Origin of the sequence: Winslowiella toletana (genome assembly GCF_017875465.1) — a bacterium.
Lineage (GTDB): Bacteria > Pseudomonadota > Gammaproteobacteria > Enterobacterales > Enterobacteriaceae > Erwinia > Erwinia toletana.
Window position 1 is genome coordinate 4,930,704 of record NZ_JAGGMQ010000001.1, and the last position, 24,244, is coordinate 4,954,947.

The 24,244-nt window shown below is 52.0% G+C and carries 23 protein-coding genes; 11 read left to right on the forward strand and 12 right to left on the reverse strand.

The genetic code is table 11. The annotated features are described in order from the left end of the window. Positions 1–8: 8 nt before the first annotated feature. Positions 9–482, reverse strand: a complete 474-nt coding sequence (locus J2125_RS23130) for an alcohol dehydrogenase catalytic domain-containing protein (RefSeq protein WP_244987164.1) — start codon at positions 480–482, stop codon at positions 9–11. Positions 483–592: 110 nt separating this feature from the next. Between J2125_RS23130 and J2125_RS23135 the strand changes: the two genes are divergently transcribed. Next, the gene (locus tag J2125_RS23135; RefSeq protein ID WP_017802307.1) at positions 593–1,483 is read left to right on the forward strand and encodes a LysR family transcriptional regulator; all 891 of its coding nucleotides are present in this window, start codon (positions 593–595) and stop codon (positions 1,481–1,483) included. A 69-nt stretch (positions 1,484–1,552) separates the two neighbouring features. Here the strand turns inward: J2125_RS23135 and J2125_RS23140 are convergent, their stop codons facing one another. The 6 genes from J2125_RS23140 to J2125_RS25080 all read right to left on the reverse strand — a co-directional run bounded on the left by J2125_RS23140 (position 1,553) and on the right by J2125_RS25080 (position 8,088). Next, positions 1,553–2,257, reverse strand: a complete 705-nt coding sequence (locus J2125_RS23140) for an oligogalacturonate-specific porin KdgM family protein (protein ID WP_017802308.1) — start codon at positions 2,255–2,257, stop codon at positions 1,553–1,555. A 178-nt stretch (positions 2,258–2,435) separates the two neighbouring features. Then, positions 2,436–3,725 (reverse strand): ABC transporter substrate-binding protein, encoded by a 1,290-nt coding sequence (locus tag J2125_RS23145; RefSeq protein WP_017802309.1) that lies wholly within the window; start codon positions 3,723–3,725, stop codon positions 2,436–2,438. A gap of 15 nt (positions 3,726–3,740) precedes the next feature. Continuing rightward, positions 3,741–4,868, reverse strand: a complete 1,128-nt coding sequence (locus J2125_RS23150) for an ABC transporter ATP-binding protein (protein ID WP_017802310.1) — start codon at positions 4,866–4,868, stop codon at positions 3,741–3,743. 13 nt (positions 4,869–4,881) lie between these two features. Further along, the gene (locus J2125_RS23155) at positions 4,882–5,790 is read right to left on the reverse strand and encodes a carbohydrate ABC transporter permease (RefSeq protein ID WP_017802311.1); all 909 of its coding nucleotides are present in this window, start codon (positions 5,788–5,790) and stop codon (positions 4,882–4,884) included. Continuing rightward, a complete protein-coding gene (locus J2125_RS23160; RefSeq protein WP_017802312.1) occupies positions 5,783–6,673 on the reverse strand; it encodes a carbohydrate ABC transporter permease in 891 nt (296 codons plus the stop codon). Before J2125_RS23160 ends, J2125_RS23155 begins: the two co-directional genes overlap by 8 nt. A gap of 707 nt (positions 6,674–7,380) precedes the next feature. After that, positions 7,381–8,088, reverse strand: coding sequence for a hypothetical protein (locus tag J2125_RS25080; RefSeq protein ID WP_017802313.1), 708 nt, complete (start codon positions 8,086–8,088; stop codon positions 7,381–7,383). A gap of 142 nt (positions 8,089–8,230) precedes the next feature. Between J2125_RS25080 and J2125_RS23170 the strand changes: the two genes are divergently transcribed. The 5 genes from J2125_RS23170 (at position 8,231) to J2125_RS23190 (ending at position 12,455) form a co-directional block, all read left to right on the forward strand. Then, a complete protein-coding gene (locus J2125_RS23170; RefSeq protein ID WP_026111869.1) occupies positions 8,231–9,247 on the forward strand; it encodes a lipoate--protein ligase in 1,017 nt (338 codons plus the stop codon). Between the two features lie 220 nt (positions 9,248–9,467). Then, the gene (locus tag J2125_RS23175; protein WP_017802315.1) at positions 9,468–9,686 is read left to right on the forward strand and encodes a hypothetical protein; all 219 of its coding nucleotides are present in this window, start codon (positions 9,468–9,470) and stop codon (positions 9,684–9,686) included. A gap of 240 nt (positions 9,687–9,926) precedes the next feature. After that, the gene (locus J2125_RS23180; protein ID WP_017802316.1) at positions 9,927–10,169 is read left to right on the forward strand and encodes a hypothetical protein; all 243 of its coding nucleotides are present in this window, start codon (positions 9,927–9,929) and stop codon (positions 10,167–10,169) included. A gap of 146 nt (positions 10,170–10,315) precedes the next feature. Next, positions 10,316–10,522, forward strand: a complete 207-nt coding sequence (locus J2125_RS23185) for a hypothetical protein (RefSeq protein ID WP_017802317.1) — start codon at positions 10,316–10,318, stop codon at positions 10,520–10,522. A 241-nt stretch (positions 10,523–10,763) separates the two neighbouring features. Then, positions 10,764–12,455 carry an LTA synthase family protein gene (locus tag J2125_RS23190; protein WP_017802318.1) on the forward strand — a complete coding sequence of 564 codons (1,692 nt, stop codon included), beginning with the start codon at positions 10,764–10,766 and terminating at the stop codon, positions 12,453–12,455. On the opposite strand, the gene J2125_RS23195 is transcribed toward J2125_RS23190, so the two are convergent. From J2125_RS23195 to J2125_RS23205, 3 genes are read right to left on the reverse strand one after another with little or no spacing between them, the layout of a single operon-like run. Next, positions 12,450–13,796, reverse strand: a complete 1,347-nt coding sequence (locus tag J2125_RS23195; protein WP_209499545.1) for an LLM class flavin-dependent oxidoreductase — start codon at positions 13,794–13,796, stop codon at positions 12,450–12,452. The genes J2125_RS23190 and J2125_RS23195 overlap by 6 nt on opposite strands. A 13-nt stretch (positions 13,797–13,809) precedes the next feature. Continuing rightward, on the reverse strand, positions 13,810–14,859 hold the full coding sequence (locus tag J2125_RS23200) for a PLP-dependent cysteine synthase family protein (RefSeq protein ID WP_017802320.1): 1,050 nt from the start codon (positions 14,857–14,859) through the stop codon (positions 13,810–13,812). 18 nt (positions 14,860–14,877) lie between these two features. Continuing rightward, a complete protein-coding gene (locus J2125_RS23205) occupies positions 14,878–15,669 on the reverse strand; it encodes an ABC transporter ATP-binding protein (protein ID WP_017802321.1) in 792 nt (263 codons plus the stop codon). Between the two features lie 194 nt (positions 15,670–15,863). Between J2125_RS23205 and J2125_RS23210 the strand changes: the two genes are divergently transcribed. From J2125_RS23210 to J2125_RS23225, 4 genes are all read left to right on the forward strand, one after another. Beyond that, the gene (locus tag J2125_RS23210) at positions 15,864–16,898 is read left to right on the forward strand and encodes an ABC transporter substrate-binding protein (protein WP_017802322.1); all 1,035 of its coding nucleotides are present in this window, start codon (positions 15,864–15,866) and stop codon (positions 16,896–16,898) included. 12 nt (positions 16,899–16,910) lie between these two features. Then, entirely contained in the window at positions 16,911–17,924 is a 1,014-nt protein-coding gene (locus J2125_RS23215) for an ABC transporter permease (RefSeq protein WP_017802323.1), read from the forward strand. Between the two features lie 285 nt (positions 17,925–18,209). Further along, positions 18,210–20,174, forward strand: a complete 1,965-nt coding sequence (locus J2125_RS23220) for a methyl-accepting chemotaxis protein (protein WP_017802324.1) — start codon at positions 18,210–18,212, stop codon at positions 20,172–20,174. Positions 20,175–20,278: 104 nt separating this feature from the next. Continuing rightward, positions 20,279–20,632 carry a hypothetical protein gene (locus tag J2125_RS23225; RefSeq protein WP_157819458.1) on the forward strand — a complete coding sequence of 118 codons (354 nt, stop codon included), beginning with the start codon at positions 20,279–20,281 and terminating at the stop codon, positions 20,630–20,632. Between the two features lie 36 nt (positions 20,633–20,668). Here the strand turns inward: J2125_RS23225 and J2125_RS23230 are convergent, their stop codons facing one another. After that, complete coding sequence (locus J2125_RS23230) at positions 20,669–21,898, reverse strand: MFS transporter (RefSeq protein WP_017802326.1); 1,230 nt, start codon at positions 21,896–21,898, stop codon at positions 20,669–20,671. A gap of 45 nt (positions 21,899–21,943) precedes the next feature. After that, positions 21,944–22,174 carry a tautomerase PptA gene (pptA, locus tag J2125_RS23235; RefSeq protein ID WP_017802327.1) on the reverse strand — a complete coding sequence of 77 codons (231 nt, stop codon included), beginning with the start codon at positions 22,172–22,174 and terminating at the stop codon, positions 21,944–21,946. A gap of 221 nt (positions 22,175–22,395) precedes the next feature. On the opposite strand from pptA, the gene J2125_RS23240 reads away from it, so the two are divergent. Continuing rightward, the gene (locus tag J2125_RS23240) at positions 22,396–24,237 is read left to right on the forward strand and encodes a methyl-accepting chemotaxis protein (protein WP_017802328.1); all 1,842 of its coding nucleotides are present in this window, start codon (positions 22,396–22,398) and stop codon (positions 24,235–24,237) included. Positions 24,238–24,244: the final 7 nt, after the last annotated feature.

Consider the following 24,244-nt stretch of genomic DNA (forward strand, 5'->3'; position numbering starts at 1 on the left):
AGGTATGCTTACACAACCAGTGCAAACCAGGCGGTAAGACCGGCGCAAGGTAAAGTGCTGGCAGCCTGATGGCTGAGTGTTAACGGTTTATTGATCAGCCAGCTGGCCTTCATCACCACATATTCGGCCAGCACTCCCGGGTAAAATCCGCCCAGAGTCTGATAAGCGTGCTCGCGTGCATTACCGGGGCGGAGACCCTCAACCCAGTCCGGGGTAAATACCGAGATTACATCATCACCGACCGTGAATCCGGACACCGCCGCGCCGGTTGCCACTACGGTACCGGACAGGTCAGAACCTGGCGTAAAGGGAAAACGTAACGGTAGTCCACGCCCGCTTTCAATCACCATGCTGTCACGGTGATTAAGTGCCACGGCGATGACTTTCACCAGCACTTCATCTGCCGCAGGCTTCGGTATCTCCACGGTATTAAGCGCGAGTGCAGCCTGCCCTAACCCATTCATTTCCCAACGTTTCATCATCTTCATTATCGGTTAAACCTCGTTATCTGCCAGGCGGCTATTATCTTCCTGCCGCCAGTATTAATTAATACCGTATAATCAGCATGAACTGATGAATAAGAGACACCAATATGAAAGGTACAGATTACGCCGAACTGATGGCTTTTATGACTGTTGCTGAAGAGAGCAGCTTTCGGCGTGCCGCACAGCGGCTGGGTCTGTCGCCATCAGCGGTAAGCCATACGATCCGTGCGCTGGAAAATCGCCTGCGGGTCAGGCTGTTCAACCGAACCACTCGCAGTGTTTCATTAACCCAGGCTGGCCTTACGTTTATGGAACAGTTAACGCCAGCGATAAGCGCACTGGAGAGCGCAGTGCAGAACGTGGGGGAAACCCGGCTGACGCCGCGTGGCGCTTTGCGAATCAATATGCCGCGTCTGGCTGGTCACCTTGTGATGATTCCGCTCATCGAGGGTTTTATAAACCAGTACCCGGATATCCGGCTCGATCTGGTGATGGATGATCATCTCGATGACGTGGTTGGCGCTGGTTACGATGCCGGGATTCGTTCTGGTGATAAGGTGCCGAAGGATATGATCGCTGTCAGATTGACAGCGGATTTAAAAATGGTGGTGGTTGCCTCACCCCGTTACCTTCAGTCTGCAGGTATCCCCACTACTCCGGAGGATCTGAGCCAGCATCGCTGTATCAATTACCGCTGGCATAACACCGGCGCGCATTACCGCTGGTTACTGAGCAGTGAAGAGAAAATGGTCGATGCGCAGCCAGAGCCAGCGTTAACCTGCAACGATATTGATATGCTGCATGCGGCCGCTGAGCAAGGCGCCGGACTGGCGTTGCTGGAGGAAAGAAGCGTGGCGCATGCACTTAACAGCGGCGCGCTGGTACGTGTGTTAACCGCCTGGTGCAAACCGGTTGCCGGATTTCATCTCTATTTTCCCCGCAATGCGTTTATGACGCCTGCGATGCGCGCTTTTGTCGATTTTATCCGCCTAAAATAAAAAAGGGAAAGCTGCTGCGGCACAGGCTTTCCCCATAGATAACAATCAGTGATAACTTACGCTGCCAGATCAGAAATTATAGGCCACACCGACGCGAAAACGACTCTGCCGCTCATCGGTGGTGCTGCTGCCAGCAACATTGGCGACCTGCACATAAGGCGTCCAGTTTTTATCCCATTTATACGCTAGCTTAATATCATGGGACCACTCGTCCTTTTCATTGTTGGATAAGACCACATCCTCAGACTTTTTGTATTCCAGCTCATATTCCACCGTATAGCTTTCGAGGAATTTATAACCCAACACCATGGTCAGCGTATGCCCGTTCTCATCGGTTTTGGTTTCAGCTGGCTGGTTGCGTTTAAAGTACGGACGATAGCGCAATGAGGCTGACAGATCGTCGGTAATATTCACCTTACCACGCAGATAGGGACGATAATTATTTGAATCAGAGGAGGATTCCAGCGAGAAACCCGGCTCCAGCGAAAAGGTATTATTAAATTTATACAGATAGCTGGCGACGACTTCAGTGCCATTACTGACATGCTCATGAAATGGCTTATTTGGTGTGGTGTCAGAACTGTGCTGCCCCCATTTTCCTTCCAGTGATAAACCAAAGCCATTGGCAAAGCGGTTAGAGAGCAGCAATCGATCTTTATGGTCAGATTTACTGGTATCTTTCATTTCATGTCGATAGTCAATGGTTGTCGCGACAGCGTTTAAACTGATTACCGAGCTCACAGCCATTGCCAGAATTGTTAATGTAGCTTTCATTTTAATATCCCAGAGTTATTAACAGGTAAAAAATTTATACAAATCCCCTGATCGCCGAAGGATATCTCTGGCGACCTGTTTATTTATCTGTAGTCTTTTTATATTGCGATGTAATTTGCGGGGGTTATAAAACTAAACAACAAAATTAGTCTGCCGCCGTCATTGTTACAGGCTATCTTTAGCGCATGGCTCTTTTTAGTATTCTGTTCCCCTGTTGGTTAAAATAATCAGCTGCTTCAGCCACTGTTTTATGGCCGTAATCGATTGACTGCAATACGTCGCCAAACAGTGCAACCATCTGTGGATCATCGAAATAAGGTGAAGTTTGCATTTCATGTGGCAGATTTAATGCCAGCTGTAAGCCGGATACCGCAGGATCGTCATTATTAATAACGCCATTTTCGCGAAGCTGCTTCACCGCTGCGGCGCTTAATGGCACCCCGCGCTCCAGACCAAGCGCATCTATGCCCTCTTTGCTGTTCAGCAAAAAGTTGATTAACAGCGCGCTTTCCTCAGGATATTTGGTGGATTTACCTATCGACAACATCTGAGCCGGTTTAAAGAACAGTCCCGCATCTTTAGCGTCTGCCAGCATGGGATAAGGACCCAGTTCGAGTCTGGCCGGTTTGGTCAGGTTATCGGAATATTTGGTAATGGTGGAGTTCCACATATAGGTTCCACCCCACTCGCCATTAATCCATGGCTTCATTTCATACATATTGCTTTTACCAAATGAGGCGTAATATTTGGTTGAAGGCATCACATGGTTATCGACCATGGTTTTATACAGGGTAAAGAATTCGACCCATTGCGGCTGGCTCCAGGCGAATTTTTTACCACTCTCATCAATAACTGGCGCGTTGTATTTTTGCGTCATATAAGAACGCAGCAGCGACAGCGTATCCTGATGTTCAAGGATAATCGGATAATACTGGTCGCCGAGTTTTCCCTTAAACACCTTACCCGCAGCGATCAGTTCATCCCAGTTAGTGGGATATTTCAATCCTGCCCGGCTCCAGGTCTGGTCATTAAAATAGAACACCCTGGCGGTAACCGAAATCGGGATACCGTTCAGCTTGCCATTTACCGTGGTTTGTTGCAGCTCTTTAGGGGCAAACTGGCTCAGGTCCAGCTGATCTTTCACTTTGTAGAGGTCATAAAAACCATTACCGTCTTTAGAAAAAATCGGCAGCCAGTTCCAGTTGGTTTGCATCACATCGGGTTCGGTATTACCGGCAATCTGGGTGGTCAGGCGGGACAGATGACCATCCCAGCCGGTATATTCGGCTTTAACATTGATATTCGGGTGCTGCTTGTGAAATGCTTCCAGCGCTTTAAGCGTCACCTGATGACGGCCATTGCCGCCCCACCACGACATGCGGATATTTACTTCGTCCTGCGCAAATGACGGACAGGATAATATCGCCAGCGTGGAGGCAATCAACGTGCTGAGGATTGCTGTTTTCATAAGTTACTGCTCCTGTTAAAGAGAGATGTTATTTTCTGTTTTTGCATCAAAAATATGACATTTATCCATATCAAAACGAAAACAGACCGTCTGGTGCAGTCCTCTGGCGACAATATCTCGCGCCTCATCGGACGGCATACGGCAGGTCAGCTCAAAATCATCGACCTTGATAGTCATAAAAAACTCATGACCCATATTCTCAATGCGCACCAGTTCGCCCTGCGAATGGTTATCGCTGAATGGCGTCAGGGAAATATGGATAAACTCCGGACGCACGCCAAAGAAAACCGACTCTCCGACATACGCGGACACCCTGCTCTGCTGCTGCGGGTTTAATATCAGGGTGTAATGCCCTACTTTCAGACCAATTACACCATCGTGGCGGGTCAGCGTGCCCGGCCTGATATTCATTTCCGGCGAACCAATAAAGCCGGCGACAAACATATTGTTCGGATAGTGATAAAGATTGTCCGGGGTATCGACCTGCATAATATGACCCAGCTTCATGACGCAAATTCTGTCGCCCATCGTCATCGCTTCCGTCTGGTCATGGGTGACATAGACGGTGGTCGCCGGTTTGCCGCTGCTCTTCAGATGCTTATGCAGATCGGAAATACGGATACGCATTGAGGCGCGCAGCTTGGCGTCAAGGTTGGAAAGCGGCTCATCGAACAGAAACACATCGGGCTTTTTCACGATGGCGCGCCCTACCGCTACACGCTGCGCCTGTCCACCTGACAACTGCCGCGGCAGACGATCGAGCAGTTCATCCAGCTCGAGGATTTTTGCGGCTTCAGCAACCTGGGCTTCAATCTCTTTTTTGGGCAATCGGTTTAACTTCAGACCAAATGCCAGATTTTCGCGCACCGTCATATGCGGATACAGAGCGTAGTTCTGGAATACCATCGCAATGCCGCGCGATTTCGGCGCCAGGTTATTTACCACCCGTTCACCAATACGCACTTCGCCTTCGCTGATGGTCTCCAGCCCCGCCAGCATACGTAGCGTGGTGGATTTGGCACAGCCGGAGGGACCGACAATCACCATAAATTCACCATCGCGAATGGTTAAATCGATACCATGTACCGCTTTAAATCCGTTGGAATACACTTTGCCCAATTTACTAAAAATAACTTCAGCCATGATCAATCCTCAATTAGCCTTTTATGCCGCTGCTGGTGATGCCCTGAACGAAGTAGCGCTGGGCAAGGAAAAACACGATGACCGACGGCATGATCGAGATACTGGCCATCGCCAGGATTTCATTCCACGGCGCCCCCTCCGTGACATCAATCGACATTTTCAGCGCCAGGGCTATCGGGTATTTATCCACGCTGTAGACATAGATAAGCGGGCCAATGAAATCGTTCATTGACCACATAAACTGGAACAGCGCCACCGAGATCAGCGCCGGTTTAAGGATCGGCACCACGACATACCACAACACCTGGAACGAGTTGCAGCCATCGATTTGCGCCGCTTCCTCCATATCGCGCGGCACACCGCGTAAGAACTGGATCAGCATAAAGACAAAGAAGCCCTGAGTGGCAAAGGCCAGCGGCAGATACAGCGGTAAGTAACTGTTCAGCATGCCCATTTCGCGAAACATAATATATTGCGGGATCAACAGCACGGTGCCCGGCAGCAACATGGTGGTAATCAATGTGGCAAACCAAAATTTCTTCCACGGAATATCAAACCGCGCGAAACCGTAGGCCACCACCGTTGATGAAATCACCGTCAGCACCACTTTCGGAATCACATATTTAAAGGTATTCATCATATAGTGACCAAAGTTGTATTCGGTGCCGGTTTTCCAGCCATTAACAAAGCCATCACGGGTGGCGTGTTCCGGCCACAGTCCGAGGGTGGTAAAGATCTCATTATTCGGTTTAAACGCGGCGGAAAACATCCACAGCAACGGATAGAGCATCAGTAAGCCGACAATAACCAGGATGGTATAACGCACTGCCGCGCTCATTTTCTCTTTACGCTGCGTGCGGTTAATCTCGCTTGTCGCAATGACATCATTATTAACCGATTTATGATTATGGATATCAGTCATTTTTCCCTCCCTTATCGGCGGAGTAAAATACCCAGTATTTCGACGATTTAAAGGCGACAGAGGCAAAAACAGCGACCACCAGGAACAGTATCCATGCCAGCGCGGCGCCATATCCCATATCGAAATATTTAAACGCGGTATCATAGATATAGAGCGAGAATAAATAGGTGTAATGGGTTGGGCCGCCACCGGTAATCACATAAGGTGCGGTAAATTCCTGAAACGCCTGGGTAGTCTGCATAATAAAATTAAAGAAAATTACCGGGGTGATCAGTGGTACCGTGACTTTGATAAACATCTGCCATTTGGATGCGCCATCAATCATTGCCGCTTCATACTGTGATTGCGGAACGTTTTGCAACGCAGCGAGGAAAATTACCATCGCTGAACCAAATTGCCATACCCGCAGCAGCGTGACGGAAGTCAGCGCCAGTGCCGGTTCTCCCAGCCAGTTAACCGGCTCAAAGCCTAATACACCGATAAAACCATTCAGCAGTCCGTCGATAGAAAATAAAGCGCGCCATAACACCGCGATAGCCACGCTACTGCCAAGTATTGACGGAATATAAAACGCCGTGCGGAATAACCCGATAGCGCGCAACTTAAAATTCAGAACAAAAGCGATCCCTAAAGCAAAAGCCAGTTTTAGCGGAATAGTCAGAAGAACATAGGCTAATGTCACCCACATCGATTTCCAGAATAAATCATCTTCTGACAACATATGGCGATAGTTCTCCACCCCGTTAAACCGTGGTGGATTCATCAGGTCATAGTCGGTAAAACTCAAAAACAACGATGATATAAAGGGGAAAGCCGTAAACACTATCAGTCCTAAAATATAGGGCGATATCCAGGCTAACCCGAGCATTCTGTTCTCATTCATCATGCTTACCTGTGTTAACTACATTAAAAATAAATTAATGACGCCAAAAAAGAATGTTATTAACCTCAGCGTTATTTGGGAAAATGCTTCGCCACGGCGCTGATAAGCAGAGACCAACGTCATCTCTGTGGCAGCACCGTCTTTAATCAATGTTGGCAAAAGAGAAAGTGTTAAGCAGTCAAGAGTGACCACACCGCAGCTATAAGAGAGTTGTATCGATAACCAGAGATTGTCATCTCCTGCCAGCCTCACCTCCAGCTCTTTCCCCAGGTAAACCAAAACAATGTTTCAGTATATTAGGTCCAGATTTTTGTGTAGTCATCGACCATTTGATAAAATTGTGATCAATATCGAAACGTTGTTTTAAAATAATCAGATTAACGTTTCATTTACAATTTCAGTACTAACTATTTGATATAGATCGCAAAATATTGATGATGAATTGCGCATACTGCAGGCCAGCTTGCCATGTCGGCCTAACGGTATGCCTGCTGACTGCACTACTTCTTCGTTAGTTTCATGGTTTATCTCGTTGCATCGGTGCCATTAATGATGCAATTTCTTCAGTCATTAAAAACCTTTTTTAACACTTTAAAATATTTTGAATTATCATAAAAAATGATAGCTACCTTCACAGCCATAAAAAAAGGAGCTGGCTTAACGCCAGCTCCTTGCTTATCTGCGGTGCAGCTTTAACCACGAATCTGTTATCCCTGAGGTGTTGCTGATGTCTCAGTTGATTCGGTTTTCTCAGTGGCTTGCGTTTGTACTACCTGTGGCTGAGTGTCGGTGTCAGTTGCCTGAGTTTCGCCAGCGCTGGCCGGGGTCTCACTGGATGTTGCCTGCGTTTCAGTCGTGGCTGCCGGGGTTACGGTGGTGCTTGTCTGCGTGTCCGAAGTGGCTGCCGGGGTTGCAGTGGTGGTTGTCTGCGTCTCTGTGGTTGCCGCCGCCGCCGGGGATTCTGCTGCGGCTGTCTGCGCTGCTGCGACGGGTGACTGCGGCTCAGCTTTCGCTACCGGCGTCTGAGGTAACGGCTCATCAGCCAGCTGGGTAAAGTTTGGCTTACTCTTGGTTACCGTATAGGCGACATGTTTGGCAGTGTTGCCCGAGGTGGTGATCTCCACCGGTGCAATCGTTACACGGCCAATGATCGAACGCGCATAGCCGCCGACCTTATGCTTACCGGCGGGCACATGCAGTTGCATGCTTTCGCCATAAGGCAGTGCGCCAGCATCATTACCATCAACGGTAACATATACGGTTGCGCCATCTGAGGTACGGGCAGGAACATGCGTCACGTTAAGCAGCGTCGCGCCAGTTGCAAAGTCGTTTGAAGGTTCGTTGACGGAGTGTTTTGCGCATCCTGAAAGCGCAAAAGCTGCCGCAATGGCGGCAAGAGTGAAACGGTTAATCATAACGCGGTACTTCCTCTGATGCTTTTTGTGATCTTACGCGTAATATAACGGATATCGATATTGAGATGAACGTATCAGATGAGATCTCGGAAGAATCTCTTGTATTGCCTAAAGCAGCGTTCTTATGGAAATGGAGTCAATGATGTCCTCACTGCGTTTACTGTTGTCCGAATCGTACGATCCCTGGTTTAATCTGGCGGTTGAAGAGTGCATTTTTCGCCAGATGCCCGCGACTCAACGAGTGCTGTTTTTATGGCGCAACGCGGAAACGGTGGTGATTGGACGGGCGCAAAACCCGTGGAAAGAGTGCAATACGCGGCGGATGGCGGAAGATAATGTCCGGCTGGCGCGTCGCAGCAGCGGTGGCGGCGCGGTGTTTCACGATCTGGGAAACTGCTGTTTTACCTTTATGGCCGGCAAACCCGAATACGATAAAAGCGTCTCCACCAGCATTATCCTGCGGGCGCTGGACACACTGGGGATTGCGGCGGAAGCCTCTGGCCGCAACGACCTGGTGGTCAACACCCCCGACGGCATACGCAAGATTTCCGGCTCCGCCTACCGTGAAACCCCGGATCGTGGTTTTCATCATGGCACGATACTGCTGAATGCCGATCTTTCACGGCTGGCCGATTACCTTAATCCGGATATTAAAAAGCTTCAGGCCAAAGGCATCACTTCAGTGCGTTCACGGGTGGCGAATCTTGAGGAGCTGAAACCGGGCGTCAGTTATGAAAGTATCTGTGCGGCGGTGACCGAAGCCTTCTTTGCCCATTTTGGCACGCGCTGCGAACCTGAGCGCATCTCACCGGAAGCACTGCCTGACCTGCCCGGCTTTAGTGAGCAATTTGCTAAACAGAGCAGCTGGGAGTGGAATTTCGGCCAGGCGCCAGATTTCTCGCATCTGCTGGATACCCGTTTTAGCTGGGGCGGCGTGGAGATTCACTTTGATGTCGAGCGCGGAATCATCAGCCGCTGCCAGATTTTCAGCGACAGCCTGAATCCCACCCCACTGGAAGCGCTGGCGTTAAGGTTGCAAGGCGCAGCCTATCGCCCGGAAGTGCTGGCGCAGCATATTCAGCAGTTAATAAGCGAATTCCCTCAGCAGCAGAGTGAATTGCAGGAGCTTGAGCGGTGGATTAGCGAGAGTGTTAGTTGATAGAGTGCGGTTCGCCGCATTTTCTGTGTAATAAGTTCATACTTCAGAACGTGCTTATTTGACTTAGTAACATCCCGGCGTATGCAAAACCATTATTCGCAAATATATTTTCTAGTACGTTCTCAAGGGTTGGATATGATCTATTTCTTAGTCGAAGATCAGCTCAGACCGTATATGGAATATATCAGAGGTAATAAAAGATTCTGTGAAAGGGTGGATAATGAAATTTGCAAAAAAAATTGCTAATTTTTCTAGCTGGTTAGCCGCTCATTTTATTGAAGCGATGACTACCGGAATCACAACATTTGCGGCGATTGCATCACTGTTCCTGGCTGAGTCAATAGTGATGAAGTTAGCTTGTTTCTTGGGATTTCTCGCGCTGGGTTTTGTAATTTCGATTGGCCTGGCAAAGTCACGCGGTGAAGATAAAGAGTTTTAGCGCGTGACCACCATGTCCAGCAACTGCATCTGCTGGTAAACGCGTCGGTGACTTCGCCGCCATCGCACCGCTGGAAAACTTGTTGGATGACGCGAATTGCTTTTTCAAGATCCCTCGCTATGTTACGGTCTGCTTCTAGCTTCATTTTAAGATATGACATAAGAACTTCTCTCCTTGAGTGTATACTCCTGATTCATAAGATTATATACTGAATAAAACCCGTTGCAAGGATGTTCACAGATGACAAAGTTGAAAAAAAATCTAATTTTTGTAGCTTCAGCATTAATATATTTCTTTATGCTTCCGGAGATATTATTCAAACACCTGTCAGATGATGGTTATCATTTTGTTGCAGGATTAACAAACCCATTTAACATATTCGGCTCAGATGCTAACTCTCTTATTGTCACACTAATTATTATGCCTTTATTATTTGCATGGTTAACCGTGACTGTTTTTAATAGAATTTTCTCAAAAAAATAGGTCAACAGCTTTGCATTCGGGTCTGTAACGCATAGCCAACCTAATCAATTAATCTGTTTGTTGCCACAGCTGAGCTGACGCGCCTGGCCAACGGCTTACATGCCGAAGAAAGCGCCAACGGTGTACGCGTTGCCACCGATACGCCGATGAATCAAAAAAATCGTAAACGCGTCGGTGACTTCGCCGCCATCGCACCGCTGGAAAACAGTCTGCCCGCTTCGATTGCTGCTGCGGTGCGGCTGGTGATTAATGCCAGTGAAGAAACTCAGATTACTGATATTAATGTCAGACCGCACCATGCCGCGCTTTGTTATGTTGCGCTGATAACGCTGATACAGTCCAGTAACTGCTGAAGACGGCGCTGGAACCGGTTAATCAGTAATCCACTGCCGCTGCCCGTTTCTCTTATAAGTTTTAAATATTGATGTTTCGTTTAAATTCCCCGGAAAATAATACTTCATACTAAACCGATAGCTTTTCTGCTATGGAGTTTATAAATATGACTGAAAATCAATCAATTAATATAACTTTTATTCCGGGAAGATAGCACCCGCCGCCAACAAATAACTATTTCCACAAGGGACAAGAAGCACCATGAGTCAGAGACTCCATCCATCTATATTAACGCAGTACATTAATTCACCAAAGAGTTACACTTATTTATCTATATTAATTATTTCATCATTAATTATTATTTCAGATAATTCTCCGGGTGATATCTATCCGCTGGTCACCACCGCGAGTGCCTTTATTTTTTGTTGCGGGCTACTGTATTTACTCTCCGCAAAAGCGGTTTTCGCTTTATCGATCAGCAGCCTGCTGGTGATTGCGTTGCAGTTTATTAACCAGCTCAAGGTGCACTACTACAAAGACCGACTAGTGTTCCCCGATCTTTATATTATGACTGACGTCTCAAATGCCGCCACCCTGCTTCATTATCCGTCCGCCGGACTGGCGATAGTCGGACTGGTGCTGTTTGTGATGCTGACGCTGGTTGTTGGTTGGCGTGCAGTGCCCCGCCGACAAGGTGTGGTTCCAATGCTGATTGCCGTGGGTATGATGGCGGCCAGTGGCGCGTTACTCAGCCAGTGTATTACCCGCTACCAGCAAGACTGGGCCGGCACCATGCCGGGTGGTACGGGCGTGGTCTCCAACCTGGTGATGTCAGCCCGCCAGCTGCACTACCACCCACCGTCTTTCACTGAAGAGACTGCACAATATTTTACCACCCGCGCCGCCGCGCTTAACAGAGCACCTCAGGCATCCGCCAGTGAGCATCCTGATATTGTTCTGCTGCTGCAGGAATCCACCGCCGACCCGCGGCTGTATAAGCTGCCAGCGCCAGCGCGGTTGCCCCATTTTTCCATGTTTGAACCAGGACCGGCGGTGAAAGCGCATACGCACATGCGGGTGCAAACTTTCGGCGGAGGAACCTGGCTGTCGGAGTTTTCGGCACTCACAGGACTTCGCAGCGATGATTTTGGCGCCATGAAAAATGCGGTATTTTATTCAATCATCGACCATGTCAACGACAGCTTGTTTAAGCAGATGAAAGCCAACGGTTATTATACGGTGGTCCTTACGCCGTTTAATAAGTCAGCCTATAACGCCCGTCACGCCTATACCATGATGGGGGTTGATAAAATTATCCAGCCGCAGGAACTGGGCTATCCCGGCAGCCTGCAGGATAATCTGTGGCATATCACAACAGCCGACATGCTGAGTTATGTCAAAAAAATCATGAGCACCTACACCGACAAACCGCTGTTTATTTATGCGCTGACTATGAGTGAGCATGGCCCTTACGATGCGGCTCATAAAGACGACTATCAGCTGAGCACGGTAGTGAAAAATGCGGATTCCGCAGGAAAATTCAGCCACTATGTAGAGAAAATTAAAAATTCAGATACCGCCATGGCAGATTTTTTCCAGTTTGTCGACCAGCGTCACAGGCCGACAATGTTTATGTATTTTGGTGACCATCAGCCTGCCATTAACTGGGCAAACGGGTATGCTTCGCCGCTACCTGATGCCATGCACCTCACGCAGTTCAGTCTGCGGGATAACGTCAATATGCCGCAGGTGTCTGGCCTGGGCACGGTAACTGATATCGCCTTTCTCGGTGGAATATTACTCGAACAAGCCCGGCTGAAGGTGTCGCCGTTCTATCAGGCCAATATTGACATGCGTTATCTGTGTAAAGGTCTGCTGAACGAGTGTGCCGACAAACAGCTGTTTAACAGCTACAGGCATTACATCTATAACCGGCTACGGGTAGCCTCATAGCGGTTCCTCCTGCTGTTTACCGGCGTATTGTGGCGCGTCCTGCGCCACATAGCGGTTGGTTTTAAACGGAATATTCAGCCGTCCACGCAGCGTGGTTTCTGTTGAAGGCTGCCAGTAGCCGCGCGCGGCGAGGATCGGCAGCACATGCCCGGTGATATCCGCCAGCGCCTCTACCAGTACCGGCCCGCTGATAATAAAACCGCTGGCGCCACCCTCTTCAACCCAGCGGATAAAGGTGTCAGCCACCTGCTCCGGGGTGCCGAAGAACTCGCCGCGTGGCAGTACGGTTTCAAAGGCGATCTGTCGCAGCGTCAGTTGCTGCTCTCTGGCCCGCCGTTTAATGCTGTCGGTAGTGGATCGGAAGGTGTTTTGTCCCAGATCGCCCAGTTCCGGGAATGGACCATCCAGTGGATACTGGCTGAAATCATGGTGGTCGAAGAAGCGTCCCAGATAAGCCAGCGCATCATCTGCTGACAGTAACGACAGCAGGTGCTGATATTTCGCCTCGGCCTCTTCCGCGGTTTTGCCAACGATCGGGCTGATGCCGGGGAAGATCCCCACCGCGTCACGGCCATTTTTCGCCACTTCCGCCCGTAATCTGGCGCTATAACCCTGCGCTTCTTCCAGCGTGCGGGCATTGGTAAATACCGCATCGGCTGATTTGCCCGCCAGGCTAATACCGGTATCGGAAGCGCCTGCCTGGAAGATCACCGGTTGCCCCTGCGCCGAACGCTGAATATTTAACGGTCCCTCCACCGCGAAGAATTTACCCTGATGATTCAGTTTGTGCAGCTTTGCCGCATCAAAGAATACGCCGCTGTCACGATCGCGCACAAAGGCGTCGTCTTCCCAGGAATCCCATAGCCCCTGCACCACACCGATATACTCTTCGGCGATTTGATAACGCAACGCATGCTCCGGATGTTCCTTACCAAAATTACGCGATGATCCGGCCAGCGGTGAGGTCACCACATTCCAGCCAGCACGGCCGTTACTGATGTTATCCAGGGAGGCGAGCTGGCGGGCAACGGTAAAGGGATCGCTGTAAGAGGTGGAGATGGTGCCAGCAAGACCGATGCGATCGGTGACTGCCGCCAGTGCCGACAGCAACGCAATCGGCTCAAAGCGGTTAAGAAAATGTGGCAGTGACTTTTCATTGATATGCAGGCCATCGGCGACAAACAGAAAATCAAACTGCGCTGCTTCGGCGCGTTGCGCCAGTTCGGTGAAATAGCGGAAGTTAACGCTGGCGTCGGCCGGGGCTTTACGGTGACGCCATGAATTCATATGACCGCCCGCGCCATGCAACATCAGACCGAGTTTAATATTGGCTTTGCTCATCAGGTTTCCTTACTCAAAGAGTGGGTTCTGCCGCCAGCTGGCGTAACAGAGCGGCGGCCTTGATCTGGCCAATGCTTTGTTGTGGGTCAAACAGGCCGGTAGAGAGATAGGTCAGGCCGCTGTCGGCAAGGATCACCACCATGCGCTTACCGGCGTTTTCCGCCCGGCGGGCGATTTCACGCGCGGCATACAGCACCGCGCCGGAGGATTCACCGACCAGAATCCCGTCTGTCGCCGCGACTTCGCGCGCGGTCTGAACTGCCTGCCAGCTCTCAACGGCAAACGCCTCATCGCAGAGCTGACGATCCAGCGTCAGCGGCACCCGCTCCGGCAGTACGCTGCTGAAAGCATGCACCCCGGTGATTTCACGCGTCTCGGGATTGTCATTATCAGGAATGGAGAATTCGCCCGGCTCCACGCCAATCAGCCTGATGGCCGGATTCCGCTGCTTCAGATAGCGCCCGACACCTGACAGCGTGCCGCCGGTGCCAACCGAAGCGATCAGCAGATCCAGCTGGCCGTCGGTTTGCTGCCAGATCTCCGGGCCGGTGCTGCTGAAATGGGCGGCGGGATTCGCCGGATTCTCCAGCTGGCAGGTAAAGCAGATATTGGCTTCTTTCAGAATCACATTGTCCGCCAGCCAGCGTGCGGCAGCGACAAAATCGCCGTCACTGTCGGCCATCACCTGCTCAAAACCGGGCACCTGACTGAAGGGAATAATTTCCGCGCCAAAGGCATTAAGGATGGCGAAACGTTCGGCACTGAGCTTGTCATGCAGATAGACGCGAAATTTATAGCCTTTCGCCGCTGCAATCGCCGCCAGGCCAATGCCGGTATTGCCGCTGGTAGTATCCACCAGCGTCATGCCTGGCTTTAATTTACCGCTGCGTTCGGCGTCTTCAATCATCGCCAGCGCAATACGATCTTTAATACTGTGGTTGGGATTGAAATATTCCAGTTTGGCGACCAGCTCGGCATTGAGCTGAAATTGCTGACTGAAACGGCTCAGACGTAATAGTGGCGTCTGACCAACCAGCTCAGTGATGCCGTTGTGAATCGTCATAAGATGCTCCGGTGTCTGTCAGGCGGTGGGGGCTTCAGCCCCGAGCAGATGCAGCGCCCGGGTGCGCAGCTGGATCAGCCGGGGATCGTCACGACGTCGCGGCCAGGGCAGCGTGACATCGATAGTTTCAATAATACGGGCCGGACGTGGGCTGAATATCACCACCCGGCTGGCCATTAACAGCGCCTCTTCAACATCGTGAGTCACCATCAGCGTGCTGAACTGCTGCTCGCGCCATAGCGCTACTAACTCCTGCTGCATACGGATTCGCGTCAGTGAATCGAGCTTGCCCAGTGGTTCATCGAGGATTAGCAAACGTGGATGATTGACCAGCGCCCTGGCCAGCGCCGCGCGCTGCGCCATGCCGCCAGACAGCTGATGCGGCCAAGCGCTGGCAAACTGCGTCAGGCCCACTTTCGCAAGGATATCGTCAACCCGCTGGCGTCCTGCGGTGGTTAGTTTGTTGCGCGTTTCCAGCCCGAGGGCGACATTGCGCCACACGCTGCGCCACGGATATAGCGTCGGATCCTGAAACACCACCACCCGGCTGGGATCCGGCCCCTGCAACGGTGCGCCGTCTTCGGCAATCTCTCCGCTGCCAGGGGCTTCCAGACCCGCAACCAGCCGTAACAGCGTGGATTTGCCACAGCCCGATGGACCCAGCAGCGCAACAAACTCACCCGGCGCCACCGTCAGTGAAACATCATCCAGCACCTGCAACGTTTTGCCCTGCAAATAAAATGCATGGCTGACATGATTAATATTAAGCGCCAGTCCGCTGGCGGGCGTTATCGTTTCGGCCAGTGACATGATTTATCCTTTCTTTGGCGAAGTTCTGGTTTAAATATTCCGGTTTAAATCCTCAAGGTAAATAAACAATTACGGCATAGTTAAGCTGCAATCTGTATAAGCCGGGAGTGGAATTATTAATGCACTATTGTTATTTCCCCGTCAGATCGAAGCCTGCAACAGTTAAGCGATAATTCATCCAGCAGGGAGACATCATGGCCGGGCATTCCGACTTTTCACGTCGTTCTTTTATACAAAAAATGGGGTTAATGGGCGCAGGATTAAGCCTCTCTTCGGCGTTGCCGGTGTGGGCCGCCGCGCCGGATGGTCAGCTGACCACGGTTAAACTCGCCTGGGGGCAGACGGCGGTCTGTCAGGCGCCAATTTCCGTGGCGCTGAAACAGGGTTTCTTCAAAAAATATGGCCTGAATGTGGAACCGGTCAATTTTAGCGGCCCGACCGATGCCCTGTTGCAGGCGATCGCTACCGGCCAGGCCGATGGCGGCATTGGTATGGCGTTGCGCTGGCTGAAGCCGCTGGAACAGGGTTTTGATGTCGATCTGACCGTTGGCACCCATGGCGGCTGTATGCGTCTGCTGGCGCCGAAAGATTCCGGCATTAACAGTGTGCGCGACCTGGTGGGCAAAAGCGTGGCAGTGACCGACCAGGCCAGTCCGATCCGCAATTTCTTTGCGATTCAGCTAGCTAAACTCGGCATCGATCCGGATAAACAGGTGAACTGGGTGCAGTATCCGGCAGATCTGTTTGGTGAAGCGCTGCGTAAAGGCGAAGTGCAGGCGCTGGCCACCGACGACCCGCAAGGCTGGCTGATCAAACACCATGATGGTCTGGTCGAAGTCGATAATAACCTGAAGGGAGAATACGCCAGCCTGACCTGCTGTGTGCTCGGCCTGCGCGGCTCACTGGTACGTGATAATCCTGAGGTTGCAAGGGCGATCAGCCAGGCGATTGTCGATGCACAGCAATGGACTGCCGATCACCCGGCGGAAACCGCTAAAATCTTCGCGCCTTTTGTGCCGGGCCAGGTACCGATCGACGATATTACCGCCATGCTCAGCGAGCATACGCACCATCATCATTCCACCGGTGAACAGCTGCGCAAAGAGGTGGCGGTGTATGTCAACGAACTGAAGATCATCAACGTTATCCGCCCTGATACTGATGCTCAGCGTTTTGCTGAGCACTATGTGCCGGATCTGTTACCGGCTGCTCAGCATCATATGGCCTGATAAGGAGGCGTGATGTCCAGTGACACTTTTGCACCTCTGAATGCAGCCACCCGTCGCCCGTCAGCCGCCCTGACGCCTGCACTGCTGCTGGCGGGTGTAGCCTGGTGGGCGCTGGCGGCGCTAATGATTGTCTGGCCGGATAAACCAGCGGGCTTTGCGCCGCCGCGCTTTGTCAGTGAAACTCATCAGCTGTTTATTCTGCTCGCCGCATTGCTGACCGTGGCGGCGCTGATCGGCAGGTTACTGAGCTGGCGCCTGCTGCTGGATCCGTTGCAACAGGCAGCGCGCTGGCTGGTTGCGCTGGCGCTGCTGATTGGCCTGTGGGAAATGGTGACCGCCAAACTGGCGCTGTTGCCTGCGCCGTTCTTTGCGCCGCCTCGGGCACTGGTTGAAGCTTATGCCACCGACTGGTTCCGTCTGGGCGACAGCGTGCTGAATTCGTTGCGTCTGCTGGCGCTGGGCTTTCTGTTTGGCAGTCTCAGTGGTTTTGTTACCGGAGTGGCGATTGGCTGGTCTCGCGGACTGGGTTATTGGGTGCATCCGCTACTGCGCTTCCTCGGGCCGGTTCCCTCCACCGCCCTGTTGCCGCTGTCGCTCTACTTCTTCCCTTCCAGCTTCTCCGCCGCCATTTTCCTGATTGCGCTGGCGACCTGGTTCCCGGTGACGGTACTCACCTGGTCTGGCGTCAGCAGCGTCGATAAGCGCTATTACGATGTTGCCCGCACCCTTGGCGCCAGCAATCTGTTTCTGATTCTGCGCGTTGCGGTGCCTGCTTCATTACCGCATGTGTTCGTTGGTCTGTTTATGGGACTCGGCGCTTCATTTTCGGTACTGGTCGCCGCAGAAATGATGGGGGTGAAGTCCGGGCTGGGCTGGTATTTGCAGTGGGCGCAGGGCTGGGCCGCCTATGCCAATATGTATGGTGCGCTGATTGTGATGGCGGTGCTGTTTTCATCGCTGATTACGCTGCTGTTTGCGGTGCGCGATCGGTTGCTGAAGTGGCAGCAAAACGCAGTCAAATGGTAATCCTCTGACGCCGGGCAGATAAACTGCCCGCGTTTATTTCCTGTTATTTTTTATTTACCTCCCTTCGCCATTTTTCTTCGCTTCTTGTTACAACAACAATTAAAGGTTTTTGCGCTGCGGGCGATAACCATCAATTAATCAATGGCAGAAACTCATCGCCGTTTTTATCCGTAATATCGCGTCATGATCGCGCGAGGATCAGGCTTTTCAGCCCTCATGTTGTTCACCCGGATATTTCGCTCTTAACCACAGTAAATTAACTCTATACAAAACAAAGGTATAATTATGTCTTTATTAATGGCGATAAAAAATATTTTGCCAGCTTCGCTGACGCGCAGCAAACATCGCCCCGCCAATGGCATCTATGATTGCCAGCATCTGCCGGATTCATTATCAGCAGTGGGCCTGAGTAATAAAGCATCCGGCATTCTGATGACCTTTGTTCCTCCTTATGGCGATTTTTCCCGCGTCAGTCAGGCGTGGCAGCGTTTTACCTCCGCCGATTTAACCGTGCTTACGCTTTCGTCAAACGGCGCGCTGAGCAGCAGTGGTCGTGAAACCACCTACTGTGACGGCGCCGGACAGCAAGGCAGCTGGCTGTGGCTGCCCGACAGCCTGATTGCGCAGCACGAAGTGCATATTGTCGACCTGCACGTTGGCGATACCCATAGCGCTGCCGATCGCATTCAGGCCATTCAGCGCGAGCTGCAAACCCTGCAGCTACGGATGCCGCTGTCATCGGATCGTACTTTCGCCATGATTTATTGTGATGGTCTGTCGGCTTCCGAGGGCTTCCTGATGCAGGCCTGGTATAACAGTGGCCGCTTCCCCTGCCTGGCGATTGGCGGCTCTGCGGGCGGCAAGATTGAGTTTGATGGCACCTGGATGAGCGTCGGCGGGAAAATCCTGCAGGGCAAAGCGGTAATTGTGTTTTGCCAGATGGCGGCGGGCAAATCCTTTGCACCATTTAAAAGTCAGAACTTTACGCCGCGGGATAAAAGCTGGTTGATTGCCGAAGCCGATCCGGTGGCGCGTAGCGTAACATCAGTATTTAATCAGCAGGGACAGCAGCAGTCGTTTACCAGCGCGCTGGCGGAATATCTTGGCTGCAATGAGCAACAGCTGACCGAACGTCTGCAGGGATTGACGTTTGGCGTGAAAGTCGGCGCGGAATATTTTATCCGTTCGATTGCCAAAATCGAAGGCGGTCGCGTCCAGTTTTTCTGTGATCTGGAATTTGGCGACCGCCTCTATCTGCTGGAAGAAAACGACTTTAAACAGAGCACTTATCAGGACTGGCAACGGTTTATCACGCAGCGTGGCAAACCGGCGGCGATTCTGATGAATGACTGTATTCTGCGCCGCGTTGGCAATGACGGCCAGCTGCACAACGCGCACTTTTTTAAAGGTCTGCCCGCCGCCGGTTTCTCCAGTTTTGGTGAAATTCTCGGCGTGCCGATTAACCAGACGCTATCGGCACTGGTATTTTTCCATCACGACGTCAAGGCGATGGTGAATTTCCCGGTGGAGTATGCCGGTTATGCCGGACATTATGCGCAGCGCGCCCTGCGTCGCTGGGAGACGCTGAATGCGTTTCAGACCCGGGTGCTGAATCGTATTGTCTCTTATCAGCAGGAGCTGGCGCCGCTGATGGAGGCGCTGCCGATGCTGGAAAGCGCGACGCAGAGTCAGAACGAAACGCTGGGCATGGCGGAAAACAGTATTCGCTCAATCAGCGATATCGCCATCCAGAGCCAGCAGGCGCAGAACCGTCTGGTGGAGGGACTGGACGATCTGGAGAATATTTCGGCTGGTATTAATGACATTACCAGCGGCATCAGCAATATCGCCTTCCAGACCAATCTGCTGTCACTTAACGCGGCGGTAGAAGCGGCGCGCGCTGGCGAAGCCGGACGCGGGTTTGCGGTGGTGGCGGCAGAAGTGCGTCGTCTGGCGCACTCTTCGAAAGAGCAGGCGGACGCCACCGCTGGCAATATCAGCGATGCGGTCAGTACCATTTCGCGCATCCGCACGGTTGCCAGCGATACGGTGCAGACCGCGACCAATATGGCGCAACACAGTATTTCCGCTGCCGATGCCATTGCCGCAATGGGGCATAAAACCAGTAGCGAACGGGAAAGCATTGCCAGACATCTGGGCAGTCTGCGCACTCTGACTGCGGGTATGGATGCGATGCAGGATGCGGTGGCGCAGTTAACCGTATTGCAGCAACTTTCTGGCGGAAAGTAGTGCTGAGAAACGCCCTAAATTAAGGGCGTTTTTTTTTGCCCTAAAGCTTCGGCAATGCAGGCCGATAGTCAGTTAATTCCCGACTATGATGATGCGCCGAGGCAATGATGAAACTCATCTGTATCACTCTTTTGACCGCCAGCTGTGCGTTGATCACCGCCTGCGGTTCCAGCAGCAAACAGCCTGACAGCTTTACGTTTGTAAACCGTGCGGCGACGCAGTGCACTACGCAATTACAGATCGAAAACCAGTATGTCACCGGTAAAAAAACACTGGCGCCGATTTTCTATGTAAACCGTCAGTTTACTCAGACGGTGGAAAATAAAGGCGCAGAGTTCCATGTCCGCGCGATTCCTTATTTCGAAGCCAGCGCGCTGGATAAAGGATCACCGGGCAGCGCCTGGCGTACCTGTATGGCCCGCCGGGATGCGAAGATGGCATCGGCTTCGGTTAGCTGAATGTTGAAAAGGCGCGGAGCCGCACGGCCCTGCGCTTTACTCACTCTCCAGACGCTGGCGGCGGCGCAGATGGGGAAACAGTTTCATCCACACCGCCACCACCACCAGCGTGCCCACCCCACCTAATACCGCAGCGGGCACCGCACCCATTAATGCCGCCAGCAGACCCGACTCAAACTCACCCAGCTGGTTGGAGGTATTAATAAAGATGCCATTAACCGCATTGACGCGCCCGCGCATATCATCGGGCGTGTCCAGCTGCACCAGTGCGCCGCGGATCACCATACTGATCATATCGAACCCACCCAGCGCCGCCAGCGCCAGCATAGACAGCCATAACTGATTCGACAGGGCAAAAATTAGCGTAGCGACGCCAAAACCGGCTACCGAGCCAAACATAATCATGCCGACATTTTTTTCCAGTTTGTTACGGCTCAGCCAGATGCCAACCAGCAACGCGCCGACTGACGGTGCGCCGCGCAGCATCCCCAGCCCCCAGGGACCGGTATGCAAAATATCTTTGGCAAAAATCGGCAGCAGCGCGGTGGCGCCACCCAGCAGCACGGCAAACAGATCGAGTGAAATCACCCCCAGCACATCGCGACGGGCGCGAATAAAACCGATACCGGCAAACAGGCTTTTTAGCGTGGCGGGCAGACGTGGCTGCGGTGGTCGCTCGTAGCGAATACGGCTTATCATAATGATCGACAGCAGATAAAACGCAGCCGATACGCCATATACCACATCCGGTCCGGCAACATATAAAAAGCCGCCGATGGTCGGGCCTACGATCACCGCCGCCTGTCCCCCTACTGCATTGGCGGCCGTCGCGCGCGCCAGAATCCCCGGCGGCACCAGCGAAGGCAGCATTGACTGCATTGCCGGTCCTTCCAGCGCTTTCGCCAGCGCGATCAGAAACACCAGCCCCCAGAGCGCATTTTTATCTGACCACTGATAAACCGTCAGCAGGATCAGTGCTACCAGGGCACCCCACTCGAGGATCTGTCCGCATAACACAATACGACGACGATCGTACTGATCCGCCAGATGTCCGGCTGGTAACGCCAGCAGCACTGAAGGCAGAAATTGCATTAAGCCAATCATACCCAGCGCCATCGCGCTGTTGGTCAGGGCATAAATTTGCCAGCTGACCGCCACTGAAAACATCTGAAAGCCAAACGAAGAGCAGGTACGCGCCAGCCAGAAAGCGACAAACGAGCGGTGTCGCAGCAACGAACCATCAGTTGCTGTTGCAGGGGAAGCCATATTTTATCCTGTGAAGAGTGCAGCCATGATGCCCTGGGGCCGCATTTACATTTCGTAGCCTGGCTTTTTCACTAAGGTGTCCAGATGAGGTTTTAACAGCGGATCATAAACCTCGGTTTTCCACTGTTCTGGCGGGATTTCCGTCATTGCCACGGAGAGAGAACTGTCTTTGCTGCCGAAATGCTGTTTCAGCACATCGGCCATCGCTTCAGCGATAGCGCTTTTCTCTTCATCGCTCAGTTCTCGCGGGAAATATTTAATATCAATATGTGGCATTGTTTTCTCCAGTTCATATCAGGGTTACGCATCTTTTCTGACATTAGCATTACTGCGCCCCGGGCGTAATCTCCTTTGTGCGGTTCACCCTGTTTTACGCCATCAATGGCTAAACCAACCTGCTGATCTGACTAAAGTTGCCGCTAAATCTGCCGATAACTGTGTCGGTTTATTAGGTATTACCTTCTTCATCCACAATGGGTAACGCAGGGGAATAAATAATGATAACAAGTCTGGTATCCCGATTACGTAATAGCAGAATCTCGTACAAACTTTCTCTCGGCTTTGGTCTGGTGCTGTTGCTGGTGGCGCTGGCCACCGCCCTCAGTGTTGTAAGATTTAACGCCATCCGTCAGGTTTATGAAAAAACCAATCTGGTGTATGACATCAATATTGAGGTGTTTCAGGCTAAAATTAACCGCCTGAAATATCTTTATAACGGCGATGAGAAGTCCGGCAAGGTCATGGCCGATTTTGTTACCCACGCCTCGCAGTTAACGCAACAGGCAAATCAGCTCGACTGGGCTGGCGAGCAGAAGCAACTTATTAACGATATTGCCGGTCATCTCGACAGCTTTCAGCGCAGCATCACCGCGATGAGCGCCGCCACGCAAAAATTAACCGCCCTGCGCGCTCAGCTTAATAGCGACAACAGCAAAGATCTCTCCGCCAGTTATGCACTGTTAATTGGCACCCCGCTCGCCGACCAGGCGATTAGCAGCGCGCTGTTTACGCAGCTGCTGGCTATCAGTCAGATTCGCGAAGAAGCTTATGTGCTGACTTTTAGCGCCAGTGATGGATTACGCCAGTCGTTAAACAGTCACTTTGCCAGTGGTCAGCGTGCGATGGCAGGTCTGATGGCGCAACTGCCGGTTGAAAGCCAGCAGGCGCTGCAAAGTCTGTGGAATAATGCCGTCAGCTACAAACAGCTCAGTGAAGAGTATCAGGCCAGCTATACGCAGTTACGCGCAGCGGAAGATTTAGTGAAAACTGCGGGCGATAAGAGCAGCGCTTCGATTAAGCAAATCATGAGTCTGGTCAAAGCCGAAAACGACAACCTGACCTTTGGCTCCGCCAATATCATGTTAATGATGGGCGCGCTGGCGATCCTGTTTGGTATTCTGGTCGCCTGGTCTATCATCCGTCAGATTACCCGACCGGTGATGCAGAATCTGGCGCTGGCGGAGCGTATCGCCAGTGGCGATCTCAGTTCTGAATTTAATACCAACCGTACTGACGAATTAGGTCAGCTGACGGCGGCGATGGGCCGCATGAATCAGCGTCTGCGCAGTGTGATTGGCGATGTGCGTAACAGTGTGGTTACGGTCGCACACGCGTCCAGCAGCATTAACAGCGGCAATACCGATCTGTCGACCAGAACGGAGCAGCAGGCAGCGGCGGTGGTCGAGACGGCGGCCAGCATGGAGCAGCTAACCTCGACGGTAAAAAACAACGCTGATAACGCCCGTCATGCCAGCCAGATTGCCGCTCAGGCATCCAAAACCGCCATTGATGGCGGCGCTGCGGTGCGTGATGTGGTGAAAACCATGGGCGATATCTCTGCCAGCTCGAAGAAGATTGCCGATATCACCGCAGTCATTAACAGTATTGCATTCCAGACCAATATTCTGGCGCTGAATGCTGCCGTAGAAGCGGCTCGTGCCGGTGAACAGGGGCGCGGCTTTGCGGTGGTCGCCAGTGAAGTACGCAATCTGTCACAGCGCAGCTCACAGGCAGCAAAAGATATCGCCCAGCTGATTAGCGAATCGGTCACCCGCATTGACACCGGTAACGCGCTGGTCACCCGCGCCGGTGACACCATGGAGAACGTGGTCAGCGCGATTACGCGGGTCAACGATATTATGGGTGAGATTTCATCGGCTTCCGAAGAGCAGAGCCGCGGTATTGAGCAGATTGCCCGCGCGGTCGGTGAGCTGGATACCACCACGCAGCAGAATGCCTCGCTGGTGTCTGCCTCTTCAGCGTCGGCAAACGCGCTGGAAGAGCAGGCAGTCCTGCTGGAGAACCTGGTTAATCACTTCCGTCTGGAAAAAACGGCATAACAGGTAG

Bases quoted from the DNA above. Each gene is read 5' to 3' on its own strand.
- J2125_RS23195 (WP_209499545.1), bottom strand. From the start codon at position 13,796: ATGAGCAAAGCCAATATTAAACTCGGTCTGATGTTGCATGGCGCGGGC.
- J2125_RS23140 (WP_017802308.1), bottom strand. From the start codon at position 2,257: ATGAAAGCTACATTAACAATTCTGGCAATGGCTGTGAGCTCGGTAATC.
- pptA (WP_017802327.1), bottom strand. From the start codon at position 22,174: ATGCCACATATTGATATTAAATATTTCCCGCGAGAACTGAGCGATGAA.
- J2125_RS23200 (WP_017802320.1), bottom strand. From the start codon at position 14,859: ATGACGATTCACAACGGCATCACTGAGCTGGTTGGTCAGACGCCACTA.
- J2125_RS23220 (WP_017802324.1), top strand. From the start codon at position 18,210: ATGTCTTTATTAATGGCGATAAAAAATATTTTGCCAGCTTCGCTGACG.
- J2125_RS23160 (WP_017802312.1), bottom strand. From the start codon at position 6,673: ATGAATGAGAACAGAATGCTCGGGTTAGCCTGGATATCGCCCTATATT.
- J2125_RS23145 (WP_017802309.1), bottom strand. From the start codon at position 3,725: ATGAAAACAGCAATCCTCAGCACGTTGATTGCCTCCACGCTGGCGATA.
- J2125_RS23175 (WP_017802315.1), top strand. From the start codon at position 9,468: ATGAAATTTGCAAAAAAAATTGCTAATTTTTCTAGCTGGTTAGCCGCT.
- J2125_RS23225 (WP_157819458.1), top strand. From the start codon at position 20,279: ATGATGAAACTCATCTGTATCACTCTTTTGACCGCCAGCTGTGCGTTG.
- J2125_RS23240 (WP_017802328.1), top strand. From the start codon at position 22,396: ATGATAACAAGTCTGGTATCCCGATTACGTAATAGCAGAATCTCGTAC.
- J2125_RS23135 (WP_017802307.1), top strand. From the start codon at position 593: ATGAAAGGTACAGATTACGCCGAACTGATGGCTTTTATGACTGTTGCT.
- J2125_RS23215 (WP_017802323.1), top strand. From the start codon at position 16,911: ATGTCCAGTGACACTTTTGCACCTCTGAATGCAGCCACCCGTCGCCCG.
- J2125_RS23150 (WP_017802310.1), bottom strand. From the start codon at position 4,868: ATGGCTGAAGTTATTTTTAGTAAATTGGGCAAAGTGTATTCCAACGGA.
- J2125_RS23180 (WP_017802316.1), top strand. From the start codon at position 9,927: ATGACAAAGTTGAAAAAAAATCTAATTTTTGTAGCTTCAGCATTAATA.
- J2125_RS23185 (WP_017802317.1), top strand. From the start codon at position 10,316: ATGAATCAAAAAAATCGTAAACGCGTCGGTGACTTCGCCGCCATCGCA.
- J2125_RS23170 (WP_026111869.1), top strand. From the start codon at position 8,231: ATGTCCTCACTGCGTTTACTGTTGTCCGAATCGTACGATCCCTGGTTT.
- J2125_RS23190 (WP_017802318.1), top strand. From the start codon at position 10,764: ATGAGTCAGAGACTCCATCCATCTATATTAACGCAGTACATTAATTCA.
- J2125_RS23205 (WP_017802321.1), bottom strand. From the start codon at position 15,669: ATGTCACTGGCCGAAACGATAACGCCCGCCAGCGGACTGGCGCTTAAT.
- J2125_RS23210 (WP_017802322.1), top strand. From the start codon at position 15,864: ATGGCCGGGCATTCCGACTTTTCACGTCGTTCTTTTATACAAAAAATG.
- J2125_RS23230 (WP_017802326.1), bottom strand. From the start codon at position 21,898: ATGGCTTCCCCTGCAACAGCAACTGATGGTTCGTTGCTGCGACACCGC.
- J2125_RS23130 (WP_244987164.1), bottom strand. From the start codon at position 482: ATGATGAAACGTTGGGAAATGAATGGGTTAGGGCAGGCTGCACTCGCG.
- J2125_RS25080 (WP_017802313.1), bottom strand. From the start codon at position 8,088: ATGATTAACCGTTTCACTCTTGCCGCCATTGCGGCAGCTTTTGCGCTT.
- J2125_RS23155 (WP_017802311.1), bottom strand. From the start codon at position 5,790: ATGACTGATATCCATAATCATAAATCGGTTAATAATGATGTCATTGCG.